This is a genomic window from Amycolatopsis sp. NPDC004368 (assembly GCF_053602515.1).
In genome coordinates this window covers 21,571-41,382 of record NZ_JBSGDT010000039.1, presented here as the reverse complement: position 1 = coordinate 41,382, position 19,812 = coordinate 21,571, and the positions used below count along the sequence as shown (strand labels likewise).

At 70.8% G+C, this 19,812-nt stretch carries 15 protein-coding genes; 8 read left to right on the top strand and 7 right to left on the bottom strand.

Features of this window, described 5'->3' with window-relative positions:
- Positions 1-35 precede the first annotated feature (35 nt).
- Complete coding sequence (locus ACWEOE_RS35485; protein WP_452017047.1) at positions 36-827, top strand: alpha/beta fold hydrolase; 792 nt, start codon at positions 36-38, stop codon at positions 825-827.
- Between the two features lie 147 nt (positions 828-974).
- Here ACWEOE_RS35485 and rpmB read toward each other — a convergent pair whose 3' ends face one another.
- A complete protein-coding gene (gene rpmB / locus ACWEOE_RS35480; RefSeq protein ID WP_091623274.1) occupies positions 975-1,166 on the bottom strand; it encodes a 50S ribosomal protein L28 in 192 nt (63 codons plus the stop codon).
- A gap of 177 nt (positions 1,167-1,343) precedes the next feature.
- Here rpmB and ACWEOE_RS35475 point away from each other — a divergent pair, with 177 nt between their 5' ends.
- The 3 genes from ACWEOE_RS35475 (at position 1,344) to ACWEOE_RS35465 (ending at position 5,752) form a co-directional block, all read left to right on the top strand.
- Positions 1,344-2,936 carry a DAK2 domain-containing protein gene (locus ACWEOE_RS35475; RefSeq protein WP_452017044.1) on the top strand — a complete coding sequence of 531 codons (1,593 nt, stop codon included), beginning with the start codon at positions 1,344-1,346 and terminating at the stop codon, positions 2,934-2,936.
- Positions 2,937-5,090, top strand: coding sequence for an ATP-dependent DNA helicase RecG (gene recG / locus ACWEOE_RS35470; RefSeq protein WP_452017042.1), 2,154 nt, complete (start codon positions 2,937-2,939; stop codon positions 5,088-5,090).
- 164 nt (positions 5,091-5,254) lie between these two features.
- Positions 5,255-5,752, top strand: a complete 498-nt coding sequence (locus tag ACWEOE_RS35465) for an N-acetyltransferase family protein (RefSeq protein WP_452017040.1) — start codon at positions 5,255-5,257, stop codon at positions 5,750-5,752.
- Between the two features lie 969 nt (positions 5,753-6,721).
- Here ACWEOE_RS35465 and ACWEOE_RS35460 read toward each other — a convergent pair.
- A complete protein-coding gene (locus tag ACWEOE_RS35460) occupies positions 6,722-7,354 on the bottom strand; it encodes a TetR/AcrR family transcriptional regulator (protein ID WP_452017038.1) in 633 nt (210 codons plus the stop codon).
- Positions 7,355-7,385: 31 nt separating this feature from the next.
- Here ACWEOE_RS35460 and ACWEOE_RS35455 point away from each other — a divergent pair, with 31 nt between their 5' ends.
- The gene (locus tag ACWEOE_RS35455) at positions 7,386-8,603 is read left to right on the top strand and encodes an erythromycin esterase family protein (protein WP_452017036.1); all 1,218 of its coding nucleotides are present in this window, start codon (positions 7,386-7,388) and stop codon (positions 8,601-8,603) included.
- An 84-nt stretch (positions 8,604-8,687) separates the two neighbouring features.
- On the opposite strand, the gene ACWEOE_RS35450 is transcribed toward ACWEOE_RS35455, so the two are convergent.
- Positions 8,688-8,918 carry a DUF4288 domain-containing protein gene (locus ACWEOE_RS35450; RefSeq protein WP_452017034.1) on the bottom strand — a complete coding sequence of 77 codons (231 nt, stop codon included), beginning with the start codon at positions 8,916-8,918 and terminating at the stop codon, positions 8,688-8,690.
- A 165-nt stretch (positions 8,919-9,083) separates the two neighbouring features.
- Here ACWEOE_RS35450 and ACWEOE_RS35445 point away from each other — a divergent pair, with 165 nt between their 5' ends.
- The 3 genes from ACWEOE_RS35445 to ACWEOE_RS35435 all read left to right on the top strand — a co-directional run bounded on the left by ACWEOE_RS35445 (position 9,084) and on the right by ACWEOE_RS35435 (position 14,416).
- The gene (locus ACWEOE_RS35445; protein ID WP_452017032.1) at positions 9,084-9,977 is read left to right on the top strand and encodes a S8 family peptidase; all 894 of its coding nucleotides are present in this window, start codon (positions 9,084-9,086) and stop codon (positions 9,975-9,977) included.
- Between the two features lie 142 nt (positions 9,978-10,119).
- Complete coding sequence (locus ACWEOE_RS35440) at positions 10,120-13,497, top strand: pyruvate carboxylase (RefSeq protein WP_452017030.1); 3,378 nt, start codon at positions 10,120-10,122, stop codon at positions 13,495-13,497.
- A gap of 121 nt (positions 13,498-13,618) precedes the next feature.
- The gene (locus ACWEOE_RS35435) at positions 13,619-14,416 is read left to right on the top strand and encodes an arginase family protein (RefSeq protein WP_452017028.1); all 798 of its coding nucleotides are present in this window, start codon (positions 13,619-13,621) and stop codon (positions 14,414-14,416) included.
- A 145-nt stretch (positions 14,417-14,561) separates the two neighbouring features.
- On the opposite strand, the gene ACWEOE_RS35430 is transcribed toward ACWEOE_RS35435, so the two are convergent.
- From ACWEOE_RS35430 to ACWEOE_RS35415, 4 genes are all read right to left on the bottom strand, one after another.
- On the bottom strand, positions 14,562-14,948 hold the full coding sequence (locus ACWEOE_RS35430) for a GntR family transcriptional regulator (protein ID WP_452017026.1): 387 nt from the start codon (positions 14,946-14,948) through the stop codon (positions 14,562-14,564).
- Complete coding sequence (locus ACWEOE_RS35425; protein ID WP_452017024.1) at positions 14,949-15,671, bottom strand: hypothetical protein; 723 nt, start codon at positions 15,669-15,671, stop codon at positions 14,949-14,951.
- Positions 15,672-15,946: 275 nt separating this feature from the next.
- On the bottom strand, positions 15,947-16,942 hold the full coding sequence (locus ACWEOE_RS35420) for an LLM class flavin-dependent oxidoreductase (RefSeq protein WP_452017022.1): 996 nt from the start codon (positions 16,940-16,942) through the stop codon (positions 15,947-15,949).
- Positions 16,943-17,573: 631 nt separating this feature from the next.
- The gene (locus tag ACWEOE_RS35415; protein WP_452017020.1) at positions 17,574-19,697 is read right to left on the bottom strand and encodes a HelD family protein; all 2,124 of its coding nucleotides are present in this window, start codon (positions 19,695-19,697) and stop codon (positions 17,574-17,576) included.
- Positions 19,698-19,812 lie beyond the last annotated feature (115 nt).

Sequence of the window (19,812 nt, the reverse complement as noted above, 5' to 3'; positions counted from 1 at the left end):
CCTCCAAGGTGAGTACGACACCCAGGAGGACAGCCATGACCACCACCGTCACTTCCGCCGACGGCACCCCGATCGCCTTCGACCTCCACGGCACGGGTTCGCCGGTCCTGCTCGTCGGCGGCGCCGTGAACGACCGGACGACCGTGGCCGCGCTCGCCGCCGTGCTGGCCGAAGCCGGGTTCGGTGGTGTCGCCGTTGATCGGCGAGGCCGTGGTGAGAGCGGTGACGCGCCCGTCTGCTCGGTGGAACGCGAGCTCGACGACCTATCGGCGGTGATCGACGCCGTCGGCGGCTCGGCGGCGGTGTTCGGCCACTCGTCGGGCGCGATCCTGGCCCTGGAGGCGGCCGCGCGGGGGCTGCCGATCACGAAGCTGGCCGTGTACGAGCCGCCGTACATCGTGGACGCTCAGCGGCCACGCCCTGGTGAGGACCTCGCGGAGCGGCTGGGCGCCCTCGTGGCCGGGGGCGATCGCGACGGTGCGGTGGAGCTGTTCCTGTCCGAAGGCGTGTCGGTTCCGCCTGCGGGCGTGGCGGCGATGAAGGGCCAGCCGGTGTGGGAGTGGTTCGCCGGTTACGCGCACACGCTGCCGTACGACATCACTGTGACCGGTCCGGGCGCCTGGTTGCCGGCCGATCGTCTGGCCGCCATCACCGTGCCCACGCTCGTGCTCTCGGGCGGCGCCGGGGAAGCGTGGATGGCCGCGTCGGCGCGGGCCGTCGCCGAGACCGTGCCCCACGCGCGGTACGAGTCGATTCCCGGCCAGGACCACGGTGTCCTCAACGCCCCGAAATCGCTGCGCGCGATCCTGACCGAGTTCCTGAGGTGACAAAAGCCGCCCAGCGAGTGGTGACCACTCGTGGGGGTCCAGGGGCTTGCCCCCTGGCGGGGATCTGGGGGTTCGACCCCAGAAGGCACCCAAGGCGAAAAAATGGCGAGTGCTCTCCACGAGCACTCGCCATCCCAAGCTTTCGCGTTAGCCTCGGACGACCTTGCCGGCCTTGATGCACGAGGTGCACACGTTGAGGCGCTTGCGCTGGGACACGCCGATCTTGGCGTGCACAGTCTGGATGTTCGGGTTCCACCGGCGGTTGGTACGCCGGTGGGAGTGCGAGACCGACTTGCCGAAGCCGGGTCCCTTGCCACAGACGTCGCACACGGCAGCCACGTCGAACTCCTCTGGATATGGGACAAAGAATGGCGCCCAGACGCGCTGGGCAACTCGACCATAGTAACTACCCGTCTGGGTAGGGTCCGCGCGGGGTCGTACCTGCGAGATCGAGTCCTCCAGGATCGACGCCCGGGGAGTCGATACCCTCGCGGGGACCAGCGAGGAGGTTACGGGGTGCGGGTGCTGGACGTGGCGGCGGTGTCGGCCTGGTCGGCGGCGTGCGTGAGCAGCCTGGAGGTGCTGCGCCCGGCGATCAACGGCATCAACGTGTACCCCGTCGCGGACTCCGACACGGGCTCGAACCTGCTGCACACCATGTCGGGCGCGCGCGACGCACTGGCGGCCGCCGAGCCGTCGAGCGTGGCCGAAGCGCTGGCCGTCCTCGCGCGGGGCGCCGTGGCCGCCGCGCGGGGCAACTCCGGCGTGATCATCTCGCAGGTCGTCCGGGGAATCGCCGATTGGGCGGCCGACGGTGGCGACCTCGACGGCGCCGGCCTCGCCGAGGCGCTGGCGCGAGCCGACCGCGTCGCGACGGGGGCCGTCAGCCGGCCCGTCGCGGGGACGATGCTGACGGTGCTCCACGTGGTGGCCGCGGCCGTTCAGGAGGACACGCGGCCGCTGGGCGAGGTCGCCGCCACCGTCGCCGCGGCCGCCGCGGCCGCGTTGGAGGAGACGCCGAAACAGCTGCCGGCCCTGGCCAAGGCCGGGGTCGTCGACGCCGGCGGACGCGGCCTCGTCGCCGTGCTCGACGCGCTGGCCGCCGTGGTCGGCGGCACGGTCACCCGCCCCGATCACGAGTTCACCGTGGCGGCCGAGGTGCCGTCCGCCGAGCCCGCGCCCTACGCGTGGGAGGTCATGTACCTGCTGGACGGCGTCGACGAGGCGCGGCTGCCGGCGTTGCGCAAGGAGCTGAGCGGCTTCGGCGACAGCGTCACGGTGGCGGGCGACGGCTCGGGCAGCCACGCCGTGCACGTGCACTGCGCCGACATCGGCGCGGCCATCGAGGCGGGCCTGGAACTGGGCCGGCCCCGCGGCATCCGGGTCGAGCCGCTGCTCACGCCCATGCCGATCGAGCCCGGCGGCGGCCTGAGCCGGTCGGTGGTGGCCGTCGTCCACGGTGGTGGCCTGGCCGAGCTGCTGCGAGCCGAGGGGGTCGCCGTGCTGGCGGTGCCCGACGGCGCGAAACCCGGTGTCGAGGACATGATCGGGCTGTTCAACGAGGCCGCGGGCCAGCACGTCACCGTGCTGCCCGGTGGGCTCGACCTCACGGCCGCCGCCGACGCCGCGGCGGGCCACGCGATGGCCGGCGACCGCGACGTGGTGGTGATCCCCTGCACGTCACCGGTGCAGGTGCTGGCCGCGCTCGCGGTGCACGACGAGGGCCGGCGCGTGAACGACGACGTCGTCGCCATGGCCGAAGCCGCCGCGGCGACCAGGCGTGGCGAGGTGCGGATCGCGGACGAGGAGTCGCTAACCTGGGTGGGCCGGGCCCAGTCCGGTGACGTGATCGGCCTGGTCGACGACGAGGTGGTGCTGATCGAACCGGCGCCGGCTTCGGAGACGAACCTCGTCGCGGCCGCGATGAGCGTGCTCAACCGCATGCTGACGCTCGGGGGCGAGCTGGTCACCGTGCTGAGCGGGGCCGCCGCCCCGCCGGGCGTGACCGCTGAGCTCGCCGAGCAGCTGCGGCTCGAGCACCCCGAAGTGGAGTTGACGGGTTATGCCAGTGGCCAGGCCGGAGCCGTGCTGCTGATGGGGGTGGAATAGATGGCGGGGCTGCGCGACAAACTGCCGTTGCTGCTGGGTGCGAAGACGGCAAAGGCGCTTTCGGGCGCGCTCGACATCGAGACCGTCTCCGACCTGCTGCGCCACTACCCGCGCCGCTACGCCGAGCGCGGGGAGCTCACCGACATCGCCGGCCTGGAGCTGGGTGAACACGCGACCGTGCTGGCGCGGATCGAGAAGATCAGCAAGCGCCGTATGAAGTCGCGCAGCGGCACGATCCTCGACATGGTCATCACCGACGGGAAACGTCGGCTGGCCTGCGCGTTCTTCAACCAGGCGTGGCGCGAGAAGGAGCTGGTGCCGGGCAAGACGGGCCTGTTCGCGGGCAAGGTCACGGCGTTCCGCGACACCCTGCAGCTGGCCAACCCGGAGTACGAGCTGCTCGACGCCGAACGCGAAGCCGAGGCCGTCGACAACTTCCTGGCCGAGATCATCCCCGTCTACCCGGCGGCCCAGGGCATGCCGACGTGGTCCATCGCCAAGTGCGTGCGCCAAGTCCTCGACGTGCTGGAGATCGACTCCGACCCGATGCCCGCCGAGGTGCTCAAGCAGCACGGCCTGCCCGGCCTCGAACGCGCGTTGCGCGGCATCCACCGGCCGGAGGACTGGGCGCACCTGGAGACCTCGCGTCACCGCCTCAAGTGGGACGAGGCCATGGCCGTGCAGCTGATCTTCGCCCAGCGTCGCCACTCCGCGGTGTCGCGTCCGGCCAAGGCCAGCCCGCACACCGACGGCGGCCTGCTCGACGCGTTCGACAAGCGCCTGCCGTTCGACCTGACCGCCGGCCAGCGCGCGATCGGCGACGAGATCGCGGCCGACCTCGCCACCGAGCACCCGATGAACCGCCTGCTGCAAGGCGAGGTGGGCTCGGGCAAGACGGTGGTCGCGCTGCGGGCGATGCTGCAGATCGTCGATTCGGGGCGACAGGCGGCGATGCTCGCGCCCACGGAGGTACTGGCCGCGCAGCACGCGCGTTCGCTGCGCGAAATGCTCGGCGACATCGGGATGGCGGGTGAGCTGGGCGCGGCGGACAAGGCCACGCGCGTGACGTTGCTCACCGGTTCGATGGGCGCGAAGGAACGCAAGAAGTCGCTGCTGGAGACCGTCAGCGGCGAGGCGGGCATCGTCGTCGGCACCCACGCGCTGATCCAGGACACCGTGCAGTTCGCCGACCTGGGTTTCGTCGTGGTCGACGAGCAGCACCGCTTCGGCGTGGAGCAGCGCGACGCCCTGCGTTCGCGCGGCTCGGACTCCACGTCGCCGCACGTGCTGGTGATGACCGCGACGCCCATCCCGCGCACGGTCGCGATGACCGTGTACGGCGACCTCGAGACGTCCGCGCTGCGCGAGATGCCCGTCGGCCGTTCGCCGATCAAGACGACCGTGGTGCCGGTGGCGGAGAAGCCCGCGTGGCTCGATCGGGCGTGGGAGCGGGTGCGCGAGGAGGTCTCGAAGGGCCACCAGGCCTACGTCGTGTGTCCGCGCATCGGCGACGAACCCCCGTCGGACAAGAGCGACAAGCGGCCACCGCTGGCCGTGCTGGACGTGGCGCCGGAGCTGGTCGGCGGTCCGCTGAAGGGCCTTCGCGTCGCCGCGCTGCACGGCCGCATGCCCGCCGATGAGAAGGACGCCGTGATGCGTGCCTTCGGCGCCGGCGAGATCGACGTCCTCGTGGCGACGACCGTCGTCGAGGTCGGCGTGAACGTCCCCAATGCCACCGCCATGGTCATCCTCGACGCCGACCGCTTCGGCGTGAGCCAGCTGCACCAGCTACGCGGCCGCGTCGGCCGGGGCAGCGTGCCCGGGCTGTGCCTGCTCGTCACGGAGACCCTGGACGGCACCTCCACCCGCGAACGCCTCGCCGCCGTCGAGTCCACCACCGACGGCTTCGAACTCTCCCGCCTGGACCTCGAGCTCCGCCGCGAGGGCGACATCCTCGGCGCGGCCCAGTCGGGGAAGCGCTCCGGCCTGAAACTGCTGTCCCTTCTGCGCGACGAGGACGTGATCACCGAGGCCCGCGCCCAGTCCCAGGAAATCGTGCTGCGCGACCCGACGCTGTCTTCCTACCCTGGGCTGGCCCAGATGGTGTCCGATGTCGTGGACATGGACCGTGCGGAGTACCTGGAGAAGAGTTGACTGCCGACGGCGGTTTGCCTGCTGGTGCCTGGTCTTCTTCGTCCGGATCGCGCCCGGGCTCGGCCTCCGGGCGGGGGCTGGCCTCGGGCCTCGCGGCTGCCTCGGCGTCTGCCCCTGGCACGGCGGTTTCTCCTGCTTCGTCCGCCGTCATCCGGCCCGCCGTCGTGTCCGACGCTCCCGGCATCGCCCACGCCCACGTCGCCTCCTGGCAAGCGGCCTACTTGGGTCTGCTCCCCGAAGAGTTCCTCGCGGGCCTCTCGGCTTCGGCCCGCGAAGGCTTCTGGGCGAAGAACCTGGCCACCCCGGAACCCCGCCACACTGTGCTGGTCGCCGAAACCCCCGACGGCACCATCGCCGGCTTCGCCGCCTCCAGCCCCAGCCGCGACGACGACGCCACCCCCGACACCGGCGAACTCGCTTCGATCTACCTGCTGCCCGAGTTCTGGAGCCGGGGCTACGGCCGCGCCCTGCACGCCCACGCCCACGCCACCCTCGCCGCCGACTTCCCCACGGCCACCCTCTGGGTCCTCGCGGGCAACACCCGCGCCCGCACCTTCTACGAACGCACCGGCTGGACCCTCGACGGCCGCACCAAGGTCGAGTCCGTCGCCGACGGCACCGTCACCCTTGAGGAAATCCGCTACCGCACTTCTCCGCGCTGACCTGGGTGTCGCCGGTAATCGGCGAAACTCAGGTTGCCGGCCATTTCCGTCGTCTGTGCGCTGGGTCCGGTGCTGGGAGCTGCGGCGCGTTTTCGCCGTCTGGTTGGCGCGAGGTTGAGCCGCTGCTTCATTTCCACCGCTCGGTGACGACCTTGCCCGCCTCACCGCGCGGCGGAACCTCGTGCTGATCATCACCCGCGTCGCGCTACGTTCTCCCGCGCAGCCTCGCCTCACGTCGGGCCAAGCCATTCGCCACTCAGCGGCGACACTCGTTGGCACCGGCCTGCTGCCTTTGCTCACGCGCCGTCCTCGGCGGCCCACCCCGTCGACGCCGTCGCCTCTCAGCGGCGCTACCCCGGGGGGCCGGCTTGCTGCCTTCGCTCACAGGCCATCCTCGGCGGCACATTCCGGCCGACGCCGTCGCCTCACAGCGGCGACACCCAGGGCACTGGCTTGTTGCCTTCGCTCGCACGCCGCTGTCGGCGGCCCACCCCGGCCGGCGCCGCTCGCCGGTGGCGGTTTGGCTGCCTCAGAGTTTGTCCTGCGTTCGGTGAGGGGTCGGCGGCTTGGAGCGGCCGGTGTCGCCGCCACTCAACGGCGACACCCGTTGGCACAGGCTTCTGCCTTCGCTCACAGGCCATACTCGGCGGCATGTTCCGGCCGACGCTGTCGCCTCACAGCGGCGACACGCGATGGCGCAGGCCTTTTGATTTCGCTCACGCGCCATCCTCGCTGGCACGCCCCGTCCGGCGCGTTCGCCTCCCCGTAGCGGCAGTCAGCATGCCTTTGAGTTTGTGACGCGTTCGGTCACGCTCCGGCGGATTGTTGCGGCTGGTGTCATCGCCACTCAGCGGCGAAACCGGGAGTCCTGCCTTCTCGCTCCCGTTATCCGCAGTCCATTCGGCGACACAGCGTCGATCCACCGCTGTCCACGCATCGCCACTCAACGGCGACCCCCAGCTCAAACCCCTATTCCCCGCCAGCCTCATCCGCTGCGTCCCGCACGAACACCCCAGCCCGTGCCGCCGCCGCGGCTGCCTCGGCGGCCACCCGCGCGTCAGCCGCCGTCAGTGACTCCCGCGCGATGAACAGCCGGTAGAAGATCGGTCCGCTCGCCACCCGCACCACCTCCGCCGCGTCGGTACCGGCCGGCACCTCGCCCCGCGCGATCGCCCGCGTGACCATCACGGCCGAGCGCGAGTGCCGGTCCTCGTAGAAGCCGTGCAGCGCTTCCGCCGCGCGTTCCGAGTGGAACGCCGCCAGAACCGACGCCGTCGGCAGTTCGCGCAGGCCGGGCTCGGTGAAGAACTGCACCAGTTCCAACAGCGTCTCCGCCAGATCGCCGGCCAGCGAGCCGGTGTCGGGGGCCGTCCAGGGCTGTTCGGTGCCCAGGCGCAGCGCGTCGGCCACGAGGCCGTCCGTCGACTCCCAGCGGCGATAGATCGTGGTCTTGTGGACGCCCGAACGGTCGGCGACCGCGTCCACCGTGAGGTTCGTGAAGCCGCGCTCCGCGAGCAGGTCGAGCGTCGCCTGCAGCACGGCGAGGCGCGTGCGTTCAGTGCGACCGCCCGGTCGACGGGTTCCGGCCATTTCGCTTGCCAAGCGCTACTCCAGTTGCGTTAGTGTGCCCAGTATGCCAGAACTCGACTTCCGCACCCCCTTCTCGCCCGACGACGTCTCGCCGATCGCCGACCTGGTCGGCGACGCGCGCATCGTCGCGATCGGCGAGAACAACCACCACATCCGCGAGTTCGGCGAGCTCCGCAACCGGCTGCTGCGCCACCTCGTCGAGGAACGTGGGTTCACCGTCCTCGGGTTCGAGTCGGGGTTCGCCGAGGGCGAGCTCGTCGACGGCTGGCTACGCGGCGCACCGGGCGACGTCGCCGAAATCGGGCGAGACGGCTTTACTTTCTCTCTCGGCGATTCGCCCGAGGCGCACGACATGCTCGCCTGGCTCCGAGGCCACGGCGGCGTCACCTATGCCGGCCTCGACGTCCCCAGCTCCGGCGGCTCACCGGCTCCCGCGCTGAACGCCGTGCGGCGGTACCTCGAGGACGTCGCTCCCGACGTCGTCCCGCTGGTCGATGCCGGTCTCACCGCTTCGGAGCCGTACGCGTCGGCCAGCAGCGCCGTCGCCCCTGGCCGTTACGCGGCAATGGCCGCCCCGGCGCGGGACGCGGCGACGTCGGCCTTCACCGCCCTGCTGTCGCACCTTCGCTCGCTGGCGCCCGTGTACGAGCAGCGGCGCGACCGGTCGACTCACGCCATCGCCGAACACCACGCCCTCGGCGCCCTGCGCATCGACCAGTACCTGCGCGAGCTGGCGGCGATGATGGCGGGCGTCGCGACGGAGATGCAGGGGTCGTCGCGCGACACGTACATGGCTTCGACCGTGAAGCTGCTTCGCCGGCTACACGGCGAAGACACGAAGATCGTCGTGATGGTCCACAATGGACACCTCCAGCGCGTCCCCTTCTCTCCGGCGCCGGGGATGGTCTTCCCTTCGGCGGGCACGCACCTGGCCGCCGAGTTCGGCGACGACTACTTCGCCCTCGGCCTCACCGCCGGCACCGGCACCACCACCGGTCTCGCCCCGGACGAAGGCGAACGCCTCGGCTTCCGCGTCCACGCCGAAGACCTCGCCCCGGCCGCCGACGGCAGCGTCGAGGCCACCCTCGCCGCCTCCGAAGCCTGCCTCATCGACCTGCGGGCCCACCGCGCGAAGGGCGTCGCCGGGCCCACAAGCATGCGCCACGCCCACACCTTCACCCAGGTCGACGTCGTGCAGGCCTTCGACGCCCTCGTCTACCTACCGACGATGTCGGTCAGCGACCACGTATCCAGGCGCTGATCGGCGAGCAGCGGCTCGAATCGCCGATAAGCGGCGAAATCGTGAAAACGCCGGGTAAACACGTCGGCGTCGCGCGTGAGGTCGTCATCGAAGGGCGCGCGCGGCGTTGACCACTCGCTTGCAGCGCAGCGTGAACACCCTGCCCGGCTCGTTGAGACGCACTGTCCGTCTCGCCCACGACGCGTCGCAGCGTCGCGCGGCCTCTTCGCTCTCGGCGTACACGAGCACGAAGTCTTCGCGGTACAGCGGCTCGTCCGCCGGCGAATCGCTCGTCGCCTCTTGGAGGGCAACGGCGACATACGCGTTGGGGCTCATCGTTCCTTCCTGATCACTATCGCCGCGCATCGGCGAGCGGGCAACCGCACTTGGTGCCCAAACACGGACCAGCCCATCGTGTGACGTCGAGTTGCCGTCGATGCGCGCCCGGGATACGACGCAGGAATGCGGAACCGAACGGCTCGTGGTCTTTTTTCGGCGACAATGACGTTCCTGCTGGTAGCGGCAGGAAACTCACCCGCGCTCGCGGCCGGCGGCACCCAGGTCAACCCGCCGAGCTGGGCGCTCGACCGGATCGATCAGCGGACGGGCCTGGACCAGAAATACCGCTACGAATCCGACGCCGCCGACGTCACCGTCTACGTGATCGACAGCGGCGTCGACGCCAAACACCCCGACTTCCAGGGCCGTGTGCAGCCGGGGAAGGACTTCCTGACGAACGGCGCGGACACGTCCGACACCAACGGCCACGGCACCCGCGTCGCCGGGATCGTCGCCGGCCGCAGCTACGGCGTCGCCAAAGCCGCGCAAATCTTCCCGGTCCGCGTGCTCGACAAGGACGGCGGCGGGTCCACCGACAACATCATCGCGGGTATCAACTGGGTCGCGCAGAACGCCCACCAGCCCGCCGTCGCCGTCCTCGGCATCGGTGGCGTCGCCAACGAACAGCTCGACAACGCCGTGGCCGGCCTCGCCGCGGTGATGCCGACCGTTGTCCCCGCGGGCGAAGGCGGCGAAGACGACAGCCAGGTTTCGCCCGCCAGGGTCCCCGCCGCCCTCACCGTCGCGGCCAGCGACGTGCAGGATCAGGTGGCGTCGTTCTCAGACTTCGGGACGCCCGTCGACCTCTACGCACCGGGCGTCGACATCCCGGCGCCGATCGCAGGCTCCTCGGACGTCGGCACGTTATCGGGCACGTCGATGGCCGCGGCCGTCGTCGCGGGCGCCGCCGCCGTCTACCGATCCCAGCACCCGGACGCCGCCGCAGCCGACGTCGACAAGGCATTGGTGCAGGCAGCGACCGCGGAGGCGCTGAAAAACGTGCCCTCCGGCACCGCCAACCGCCTGCTCTGCACCTTGCCCGCACCGACGGCCTGACTGTTGCGGCGAGCCCGAGATCCCCGCATCATGCACGCAGGTCGGCGCGCATGATGTCCATCACTTGGACTTCGGCTCCCGGAGAGCGAGAAGAACCGGGTAACGTGCCTTCACTACCGATCCGAAACGGGAAGGACCGGGCATGTTCCGCAAGGTGCTGGTGGCCAACCGCGGTGAGATCGCGATCCGAGCGTTCCGCGCAGGCTACGAACTGGGGGCGGGCACGGTTGCCGTGTTCCCGCACGAAGACCGCAACTCGCTCCATCGGCTGAAGGCCGACGAAGCGTACGAGATCGGGGAGCCCGGCCACCCGGTGCGCGCCTATCTCTCCGTGGAGGAGATCGTCAAGGCCGCCAAGAAGGCGGGCGCCGACGCGGTCTACCCGGGCTATGGCTTCCTGTCGGAGAATCCGGATCTCGCGCTCGCGTGCGAGCAGGCCGGGATCACGTTCGTCGGCCCGAGCGCCGAGATCCTGGAGCTCACGGGCAACAAGGCGCGCGCCGTGAAGGCCGCGCGCGAGGCCGGCGTGCCGGTGCTGGGTTCATCGGAGCCCTCCAGCGACGTCGACGCCCTGGTGGCCGCGGCTGACGACCTCGGTTTCCCCGTGTTCGTCAAGGCCGTCGCCGGCGGTGGCGGCCGCGGCATGCGGCGCGTCGAGGACCCGGCGATGCTGCGCGAGTCCATCGAGGCCGCGGCGCGCGAGGCCGAGTCGGCCTTCGGCGACCCGACGGTGTTCCTCGAGAAGGCCGTTGTCGAACCGCGGCACATCGAGGTGCAGATCCTCGCCGACGGCGAGGGCAACGTCATTCACCTCTACGAACGTGACTGCTCTGTGCAGCGTCGCCACCAGAAGGTGGTGGAGCTGGCGCCCGCGCCGAACCTCGACCCCGAGTTGCGCGACCGCATCTGCGCCGACGCCGTGCGCTTCGCCCGCCAGATCGGCTACCGCAACGCCGGCACGGTCGAGTTCCTCCTCGACCGCGAGGGCAACCACGTGTTCATCGAGATGAACCCGCGGATCCAGGTCGAGCACACGGTGACGGAAGAGGTCACCGACGTCGACCTCGTGCAGTCCCAGCTGCGCATCGCCTCCGGCGAGACGCTGGCCGACCTCGGCCTCTCGCAGGACAAGATTTACCTGCGCGGCGCCGCCCTGCAGTGCCGCATCACCACGGAAGACCCGGCCAACGGTTTCCGGCCCGATACCGGCATGATCAGCGCCTACCGCTCCCCGGGCGGCTCCGGCATCCGCCTCGACGGCGGCACCGCGTTCTCCGGCACGGAGATCAGCGCCCACTTCGATTCGCTGCTCGTGAAGCTCACCTGCCGCGGGCGCGACTTCCAGACGGCTGTGGGCCGGGCCCGGCGCGCCGTCGCGGAGTTCCGCATCCGCGGCGTCTCCACGAACATCCCGTTCCTGCAGGCGGTGCTCGACGACCCGGACTTCCGCGAAGGCCGCGTCACCACGTCGTTCATCGAGGAGCGCCCGCACCTGCTCACCGCCCGCCACTCGGCGGACCGCGGCACGCGCCTGCTCACCTACCTGGCCGACCAGACGGTGAACCGCCCCCACGGCGAGCGCCCGCGCACGCTCGACGCCACGGCGAAGCTGCCGCAGCTGCCCGCAGACGTCACACCGCCCGAGGGCTCGAAGCAGAAGCTCACCGAGCTCGGCCCGGTCGGTTTCGCCCGCTGGCTGCGGGAGTCGCCGATGCTCGGCGTCACCGACACGACCTTCCGCGACGCCCACCAGTCCCTGCTCGCCACGCGCGTGCGGACGAAGGACCTGCTGGCCGTCGCGCCGGTCGTCGCCGCGACCGTGCCGCAGCTGCTGTCCCTCGAATGCTGGGGCGGCGCCACCTACGACGTCGCCCTGCGCTTCCTCGCCGAGGACCCGTGGGAACGCCTCGAACAGCTGCGCAAGGCCGTGCCCAACATCTGCCTGCAGATGCTGCTGCGCGGCCGCAACACCGTGGGCTACACGCCGTATCCCACGGAGGTGACGCACGCCTTCGTCGAGGAGGCGGCCGCCACCGGCATCGACATCTTCCGCATCTTCGACGCCCTCAACGACGTCGAGCAGATGCGCCCGGCCATCGAAGCCGTGCGTGAAACCGGCACCGCCGTCGCCGAGGTGGCGCTCTGCTACACCTCCGACCTGTCCGACCCCGGCGAAAAGCTCTACACGCTCGACTACTACCTGAAGCTGGCCGAGCAGATCGTCGGAGCGGGCGCCCACATCCTCGCGATCAAGGACATGGCGGGCCTGCTCCGCGCGCCGGCCGCCGCGAAGCTCGTGACGGCGCTGCGCAAGGAATTCGAGCTCCCCGTGCACATCCACACGCACGACACCGCGGGCGGCCAGCTGGCCACCTACCTCGCCGCCATCCAGGCGGGCGCGGACGCGGTCGACGGCGCCGTGTCGTCCATGGCGGGCACGACTTCACAGCCCTCGCTCGGCTCCATCGTCGCGGCGACCGACCACTCCGACCGCACCACGGGCCTCGACCTGCAGGCCATCGGCGACCTCGAGCCCTACTGGGAGAGCGTGCGCAAGATCTACGCGCCGTTCGAGGCCGGCCTCGCGTCGCCCACCGGCCGCGTGTACCACCACGAAATCCCGGGCGGCCAGCTCTCCAACCTGCGTACGCAGGCCATCGCGCTGGGCCTCGGCGATCGCTTCGAGGACATCGAGGCCATGTACGCCGCTGCCGACAAGATCCTCGGCCACCTCGTGAAGGTCACGCCTTCGTCCAAGGTGGTCGGTGACCTCGCACTGCACCTCGTGGGCGCCGGCGTCTCACCCGCCGACTTCGAGGCCGAGCCCAACAAGTTCGACATCCCGGACTCTGTGATCGGCTTCCTGCGCGGCGAGCTCGGCGACCCGCCGGGCGGCTGGCCGGAACCGTTCCGCACCAAGGCCCTGGAGGGCCGTTCGGCGGCCAAGCCCGTGGCGAAACTGTCCGAAGAGGACCGCAAGGACCTCACGGACAACCGTCGTGGCGCCCTGAACCGGCTGCTGTTCCCCGGCCCGACCAAGGAGTTCGAAGCCCATCGCGAGGCCTACGGCGACACAAGCGTGTTGTCCAGCAAGGACTTCTTCTACGGCTTGCGCCCTGGCGAGGAGTACGCGGTCGACCTGGAGCCTGGTGTCCGGCTGCTCATCGAGCTGGAAGCCATCGGCGAGGCCGACGAGCGCGGTGTGCGCACGGTGATGTCGACGCTCAACGGCCAGCTCCGGCCCATCCAGATCCGTGACCGGTCGATCGCTTCGGACGTCCCCGCGACCGAAAAGGCCGAGAAGGGCAACCCGAAGCAGATCGCCGCTCCCTTCGCCGGCGTGGTGACGCTGCAGGTGGCGGAAGGCGATCAGGTCGAGGCCGGTGCGACAGTGGCGACGATCGAGGCCATGAAGATGGAAGCTTCGATCACCGCGTCGGCGGCGGGCAAGGTCGGTCGGTTGGCTATCACCTCCGTTCAGCAGGTCGAGGGCGGGGACCTCCTCATCGTGCTGGAGTAGGGCGCCGCGGCGCCACTTTCGACTGTCGCGAACGGTCCGTTCGTGCCACCACGGCGCGAACGGGCCGTTCGCGCCGTCTCGGGCTCGTCTTTTGTCGGGCCTGCGCGCTACCGTCGGGCGCATGCTGATCAACGCGGTGCCGCAGTGGCAGGGCGCGATCGGCCCCCGCGCACGGGGACTGGTCGAAGGCTGCCTCGCGCTGTCCGAGCTGGCCGGGCACGTCCTCGGCCTGCCGGTGCACCACATCCACCAGGACGCAGGAACGTCGGACGTGCGCTCGGGCGTCGCCAACCGGGACGTGCTCACGGGCCCGAACCGCGCGGCGCAGCTCGCCGCGCTCGAAGCACCGGGCGGCCCGGTCTTGACGATCGGCGGCGACTGCGGAGTCGAACTCGTCCCGGTCGGCGTCGCGCGATACCGCTACGGGCCGGCGCTCGGCGTCGCCTGGTTCGACGCGCACGCGGACCTGAACACGGCCGCGTCGTCGCCGTCGGGCGCGTTCCACGGCATGGTGCTGCGGTCGCTGCTCGGCGAAGGCGACGCGGAGTTCGCGGCGAGCCCAGCCGTCGAGGCCGGTCGGGTGGCCTTGTTCGGAACGCGGGTTTTCGACGCTCCCGAGGAAGAGGCCATCGGCCGAGGTTTGGCTGTGCGCGCGGAAAATGTCGTCGCGACGCTGCGCTCGTCGGGCGCGGAACAGGTCTACTTGCACGTCGATCTCGACGTGCTGGACCCCGCGTCGTTCGACGGCGCCAACTGTCCGGAGCCCGGCGGGCTCACGGTCAGCGAGCTTGTCCAGGCGATCGAGGAACTGTCCGAACTGGACGTGATCGGCGCGGGCATCACGGAGTGCGTGGGCGCGGAACTCGAGGTCCTCGAGCCCGTGATCGCCGCGGTGGGGAGGGTGCTGCTGCAGGACTGAACCCGTTGCCCACGGGCGGATTCCGCTTCGGCGGTGGTCTTGGCCCCGGTGCGCGACCACGAGTGTGTACGGCCAGAAGGAGGTGTCCCCGAGCCGTACCGGAGATGGGTTGCGAAATGGCGAAACGCTCGCCGGCCGGGGCGGATCACTGGTTGTCGCGTGAAACCTCGCTCAGGGCTGTGCGCACCGCGTCGACGGCGTCCGCCGGATCCACGCCCAGCTCCCGAATGCGCTGGGCGTACTCCGTGGCGGCGTCGCGGAGCAGGGACGCGCGGTCCGGCCGTGGGGCCGAGCCGGTGACGACCGTGCCCTTCGCTCTCGCAGTGGCCACCAATCCGGCGGCCTCGAGCTCGCGGTAGACGCGGGCGATCGTGCCGGAGGCGAGCCCGAGATCCCGGGCGAGCTGGCGGATCGGTGGCAGCCGGGCGTCGACGGGCAGCGCGCCGGAGCCGATCGCGCGGACGATCTGGTCGTGGACCTGGCGCCAGGGTGCGACGCCGTTGTCGGCGTCGACGGTCACTCGCAACGGCATCTACTTCGCCGTCGCGGTCGCGGGCAGTTTCCGCGGCGGCGTGGCGATCGCGATGAACGCGGCGAGCGTCACGACGAACGCCAGGAACGACGCCAGGTTGCTGCCGGACCAGCCGGTCGTGGCGCACATGCCGGTGGCGAGCCCGAGTGCGACGCGGGCGCTGCGGCAACGCAGGGCAAGGTCGACGTCGGGGTCGCCGGTGGCCGGCCGTCGCACGGCGAGGAGCACCACGCCCCACGCGACCACGGTGGCCGCGGCGGTCACGCCGAACAGCGTCCACTGCCCGGTCACGGCGAGATGGACCGCGGCAGCGAGCGCGGCCAGCGAGGTCACGACGATCGCCCATTTCGGGGCGAAGTCGAGGATGCCGCGCGGAGCCAGCACGGCTTCGCGGCGTGCGCTCGGAGCCGGGCGTTGCGCGAGCACCTCGGCGATCAACCCGCCGAGGAGGAGCACGGTCATGATCGCACTGACGTCGTTGGCGTCGGCGAAATCCCGTGCGCCGGGGATGAACGGGAGGCCCACGAACAGCCACGGATACCAGAACCTGCGGCGGCGCAGGTAGAGCACGGCCACGGACACCTGGTCCGGGGTCGCGTCCGGCACGCCCCATTTGGCGAGCAGGCGTGCGCCCTGACGCCGGCCCGGCCAGAGCACGAACAGGATGGCCAGGCCGAACAGACCGCAAACGATCGCGACCGGGACCACATTGTCGATGGGCATGGCGTAAGCCCCCTTGTCTTGTATCAAGCATATGATACAAGACGGGCAGGTGGTGCGCCGGTCACGCCCTTCTTCGGCGTTGGCGACGTGGTCGTCCCGGGGGCGAAGACGCGCGCGTCTTCGGCCGACGGGCGGGATTTCGTCGGGGGCCGGTCGCGTTCGCCGCGAATTGGCCACTGAACGGCCGATGCAGCGGCTGTCCGCGGCGCGGCCGTCGGTGGGCGGGCAAAAGAAAATCCCGGCCACCGGGGCCGGGATCTCTCTTGCGCTCGTCGTCAGTTCTTGAGGTCGGCGAGGATCTCGTAGGAGCGGACGCGGTCTTCGTGGCCGTGGACCATCGTGGTGACCATGAGCTCGTCGGCGCCGGTGTCGGCCAGCAGCTGCTCGAGTCCCTTCCGGACGGTTTCCGGCGAGCCGATGATGCTGGAGCCGAACCGGTCGTTGAGGAACGCGCGGTCCATGTCCGTGTACGGGTACTCCGCGGCTTCCTCGGGCGTCGGCAGCGCGATGGGGCGGCCGCGGCGCAGGCTGAGGAACGTGAGGCCGCTGGGGCCGGCGAGGAACTGCGCGCGCTCGTCGGTCTCGGCCGCGACGATGGAGACGCCGAGCATCACGTACGGCTCGGCCAGCGTCTCCGACGGGCGGAAGTTCTCGCGGTACAGCTGCACGGCCGGGAGCGTGTTCTCGGCCGCGAAGTGGTGCGCGAACGAGAACGGCACACCCAGGCGGCCCGCGAGCTGCGCGCTGAAGCCCGACGACCCCAGCAGCCACAGCGGCGGCTTGTTGCCTTCGGCGGTCACGGCGTTGACGCCGCGCGCGGGGTCACGCTCGAAGTACTCGAGCAGCTCCATCAGCTGCTCGGGGAAGTTCTCGGCGGACAGCCCGCCGGGGCCGCGCAACGCGAGTGCCGTGCGCTGGTCGGTGCCGGGAGCGCGCCCGATGCCGAGGTCGATGCGGTTCGGGTGCAGCGCCTCCAGCGTGCCGAACTGCTCGGCCACCACGAGTGGCGCGTGGTTGGGCAGCATGATGCCGCCGGAGCCCACGCGGATCGACTCCGTGGCGTCGGCGACGGTCCCGATCAGCACCACCGTCGCCGAGCTGGCGATGCCCGGCATGTTGTGGTGCTCGGCGAGCCAGTAGCGGCGATACCCCAGCCGCTCGGCGTGACGGGCGAGGTCGATCGTGTTGCGCAGCGCTTCGCCGACCCCGTGCCCGTCCGAAACGGGGGAGAGGTCGAGAACGGACAGCGGGACGTCAGGCAGAGAGCTCACGTTGAGCAGTAACGCACAAGGCAGCTGTTCCCTTCCCGCCGAGTGGCCTCTCGTGGTGTGGCGGTCGGCTCAGGTTGGAGACGGAGGTGATCAGGCAGGCGAGGGGGATTCGCCACTGGGTGGCGAACCCGGGCGCCCGGCCGGCGGGATGGGGACGACGGTCGATCAGGAGGCTGGAGGTGCCGGCTCGAGTGGTGGTTTCGGTGCTCTCATCAGGGCGTTGCCGATCAGTGGCGAATTGGGCGATCAGCCGGAGTCTCCATCTGGCGCAGTGCGTGGCTGCGGCTGGTGTGGTGTTGGTTGGCGATCAGCGGCGAGTCGTGAAGGTCGCGTTTGGAAATGGGGCCGACTTGGCGGGCGGCCGCCGCTGGAGGGTGTGTCGCCGGTCAGTGGCGAATCGGGCGATCCAGTCCGGAGTCTTCGTCTGGCGTAGTGCGCGTGGCTGGGCCGGTGTGCTGCTGGTCGCCGATCAGAGGCGAATCGTGATGGTCGGTCCCGAAGCCGGGGTCGAGATGGGGGCGGCCGCTGCCCGAGGATGTGGCGCCGGTCAGTGGCGAATCCCGAAGCCGGGCTCGGGGTGTGGCGAGGTCGGCGGCGGCCTCGCCACTGAGCGGCGACGGTTCGGAGCGGCTCAGGCGGACGGCAGCCAGTCCGGGTTCGAGGCCAGCACGATGAGGTGCTGGGTCGCCCGGGTGAGGGCGACGTAGAGGACGCGGCGGCCCGTCGAGGATTCCGTGACGAGGTCCACGGGTTCGACGAGCACGACGGCGTCGTATTCGAGGCCCTTGGAGTCGAGGCTGCCGACGACTTTGAGGCGTTCGTCGGTTTCGTCGGTGAACCAGGACTCGACCTCGGGAACGCGGTCCATGGCCGTGATGACGCCCACGGTGCCTTCGACGGCGCCGAGCAGTTCCTTGACCGCGGCCTGGGTCGCACCGGCGAGGGCCTCGGCTTCGACGGGGCGGACCTCGGGTTCGATGCCGGTGGTGCGGACGGCCCGGGGGAGCTCGTCGGCCTGGGCGTGGCCGGTCACGACCTTCGCGGCGAGGTCGAAGATCTCCGCGGAGTTGCGGTAGTTGGTGCGCAGCGTGAAGCGGCGGCGAGTGGTCTTCACGCCGAACGCCTGGTCGCGTGCGGCGGCGGCCTCGTCGGGGTCGGGCCACGAGCTCTGCACCGGGTCGCCGACCACGGTCCAGCTCGCGTACTTGCCGCGGCGGCCGACCATGCGCCACTGCATGGGGGAGAGGTCCTGGGACTCGTCGACGACGACGTGGGAGTACTCGTCGTAGTGCTCGGGTCGGTGGGTGCCGCCGCCGGTGGAGCCGCGTTCGGGTTCGGCTTCGAGGACGGTCTGGCGCCGGCGGCGCTTGGGCTCGGGGCCGACGAGCACGCGCAGCTCGTCGAGCAGGGCGACGTCGGCCACGGACCAGCCGCGCGAACGGTCGGCGAAATCGGCGGCCAGCAGGCTGATCTCGTGGCGGTTGAGCACGCCCTTCGACGCCGCGGCGAGGCGCTTCTCGTCGCCGAGCCACTTGAGGATCTGGGCGGGGTACAGGACCGGCCACCACACCACGAGGAAGCGGTGGAACTCGATGCGCTCGCCGAGCTCGGTGACGAGCTCGGCGCGGTCGAGCTGCTTGCCGTCGGCCTTCGCGTATTCCTCCGCCTTGTCCGCGAGCGCGCCCAGCAGCAGTTCGGCCGTGCGCACGCGCGCGCGGTTCGGCGGCGCGCCCTGCGTGTGGGCCTTGCGGCGCACCTTCTCCAGCTCGCGCGCGGAGAGCTTGAGCACCTCGCCGCGGTAGACGATGCGCATTTCCTGCGGGGCGTCCGGCGGGGTGTCCCGCAGCGCGCGCAGCAGCACCTTCCGCATGCGCAGCGAGCCCTTGATCGCGGCGAGCTCGGAGCTGTCCTGGCGCGTGGCCGCGAGGCCGTCGAGCACCTCGCCGAGCGCGCGCAGCTCGACGTTGGTTTCGCCCATCGACGGCAACACGCGCGAGATGTAGGTGGTGAACACCCCGGACGGCCCGATCACGAGCACGCCGGCGCCCCCGAGCTGGCGGCGGTGGCGGTAGAGCAGGTACGCGGCGCGGTGCAGGGCGACGGCCGTCTTGCCGGTGCCCGGGCCGCCTGTGATCTCGGTGACCCCGCGCCAGGGCGCGCGGATCACCTCGTCCTGTTCCTTCTGGATCGTGGCGACGATGTCGCGCATCTTCTCGCCGCGGGAACGACCCAGCGCGGCCATCAGCGCGCCTTCGCCGACGACCTGCATGTCCTCGGGTACGGCGTCGGGGATCAGCACGTCGTCGTCGACGTCGAGCACGGTCTGTCCGGAGCAGCGGATCACGCGGCGGCGCACCACGTCCATCGGCTCCTCGGCCGTGGCCTGGTAGAACGCGGCGGCGGCGGGCGCGCGCCAGTCGGTGACGAGGTTGTCGAACTCGTTGTCGCGAATGCCGAGGCGGCCGACGTAGATGTGCTCGCGGTCGAGGTGGTCGAGGCGGCCGAACACGAGGCCCTCGTACTCGGCGTCGAGCGTCTGCAGGGTCTGGTTGGCGTGGAAAACCATCATGTCGCGTTCGAAAAGCATCGACGCTTGTTCGAAGATCGCCTCGCGTTGTGCGCCCTGGCCCAGCTCGTAGCCCTTGGTGCGCATCGCCTCGGCCTGTGCCCGCAGCTCGGCGAGCCGGGTGTAGACCCGATCCACGTGGGCCTGCTCGACGGCGATCTCCGCCCGTCTCACCCGGGGTTCCGACACGCAACGCTCCTAAACGACTCGATGCCTCACGAGGGCGAAGAACGACTGTACGCGCCCGCGCGCGCGAGGTTCAGCAAGTCCTGCCCAACGCCACACCGCGACGTTCGGCGAAGAT

Bases quoted from the DNA above. Each gene is read 5' to 3' on its own strand.
- ACWEOE_RS35485 (WP_452017047.1), top strand. From the start codon at position 36: ATGACCACCACCGTCACTTCCGCCGACGGCACCCCGATCGCCTTCGAC.
- recG (WP_452017042.1), top strand. From the start codon at position 2,937: ATGGCGGGGCTGCGCGACAAACTGCCGTTGCTGCTGGGTGCGAAGACG.
- ACWEOE_RS35455 (WP_452017036.1), top strand. From the start codon at position 7,386: ATGCCAGAACTCGACTTCCGCACCCCCTTCTCGCCCGACGACGTCTCG.
- ACWEOE_RS35450 (WP_452017034.1), bottom strand. From the start codon at position 8,918: ATGAGCCCCAACGCGTATGTCGCCGTTGCCCTCCAAGAGGCGACGAGC.
- ACWEOE_RS35445 (WP_452017032.1), top strand. From the start codon at position 9,084: ATGACGTTCCTGCTGGTAGCGGCAGGAAACTCACCCGCGCTCGCGGCC.
- ACWEOE_RS35440 (WP_452017030.1), top strand. From the start codon at position 10,120: ATGTTCCGCAAGGTGCTGGTGGCCAACCGCGGTGAGATCGCGATCCGA.
- ACWEOE_RS35435 (WP_452017028.1), top strand. From the start codon at position 13,619: ATGCTGATCAACGCGGTGCCGCAGTGGCAGGGCGCGATCGGCCCCCGC.
- ACWEOE_RS35430 (WP_452017026.1), bottom strand. From the start codon at position 14,948: ATGCCGTTGCGAGTGACCGTCGACGCCGACAACGGCGTCGCACCCTGG.
- ACWEOE_RS35425 (WP_452017024.1), bottom strand. From the start codon at position 15,671: ATGCCCATCGACAATGTGGTCCCGGTCGCGATCGTTTGCGGTCTGTTC.